The sequence below is a fragment of the Robiginitalea aurantiaca genome, from assembly GCF_030380815.1.
Lineage (GTDB): Bacteria > Bacteroidota > Bacteroidia > Flavobacteriales > Flavobacteriaceae > Robiginitalea > Robiginitalea aurantiaca.
Map to the genome: position 1 here is coordinate 1 of NZ_JAUDUY010000027.1, position 1271 is coordinate 1271.

At 50.9% G+C, this 1271-nt stretch carries 1 protein-coding gene; it reads left to right on the forward strand.

The window, feature by feature from the left end:
* Positions 1-1271, forward strand: a 1271-nt coding sequence (locus QU605_RS15280; protein ID WP_289726198.1) for a hypothetical protein, incomplete at both ends; no start/stop codon positions are given.

Here is a 1271-nt window from a genome sequence, read left to right on the forward strand (position 1 = left end):
GAAGGATATACGATTATCCCGGCCTTGACACCTGTCCCGGGAGAAGTACGTACGGCTACCATGATCGTCGAAGTAACCGATGGATTGCTCACCATAAACGGCCTGGGGGGATTCAACTCTAAAATCACCTACATCAATGTCGTTGAAAGTACCGGAACTCCCGTCAGTGGGGTCCTGGCCTTTACTCCCAATACCGCATCTGAATCTCTGGCAGAAGGCGAAACAGGTTCTTTTTCCAGCACCCTCGAAGGACCTGGAGCAGGAACCCTGGGCCTGATCATAGATGATAATGAAACGGAAAGTAATGGCTGGCTTTCTCTTCCAGGCTCCCTTGCCCTTGGAAGCCTCGATTTTGGATTGGATGCCACTGCGTTGGTTGCTGCCGATACACGGTCCGGAACCGCAATCGCTACTGCAAAGGGCTTTCAGCCTGCAGTACTCCAGGCGGACCTGACTGTAACCCCACCACTAACCCCTTGTAACCCACTTAGCCCCCTGGATTGCGATCAGGTGGTTACCGCACTGCCTGTTAATCTCGATTTCAGTGCTGAAGTCCCAAATACCCTGGCCGATGCAACTGGACTGGGAACTGGTTTTACAGCAGTACTCGAACACTCGGAAGCCCGACGTGCTGGGGATCTGGCAATCTCAAATCCTGACATCAATGGATACGAACCTTCACTACTTACACTGAATGGTGGCTCCCTGAGTATCCTTTCTCAAGCAGGTATAGCATACCTGGACCCACCTGCTAGTAGCAACAACAACAACCAGGTCAATACCCTGGGAGTTGGCTTGCAGGAGATTAACGGTATCCTTACCCTGGAAACCAAAATGCTGGGAATTACCACTGGAGGGAATTCCGCTCAGGCAGGTATCTGGTTCGGTTTTGACGAAGATAACTTTGTCAAGCTCGATGTCAATGGGGACAATGTTGAACTAAGGCGTGAAATCGGAGGGGTCTCTGTAAACGGTGCCGATACCCCGGATCAAATACAGGTCAATGGCGTGGGTGTTTCGGGCCAGGATGTAACCCTCAGAATGGTTATCGACCCTTCAGCACAAACCATTACAGCCTTTTACGCTATTGCAGATGGTCCTTTTATACAGGTAGTGAAAACCGGGTTCGACAACCTGGCACTTCCTGCTGAATACCTCACGGGAAGGGTACTCTCTCCTTCGGTATCTGACGTCACTTTTGCAGGAATCTTCGCCACACACCGAAATGGCACACAGTTTACAGCTAACTTCGATCAATTCTCCGTGTCGGA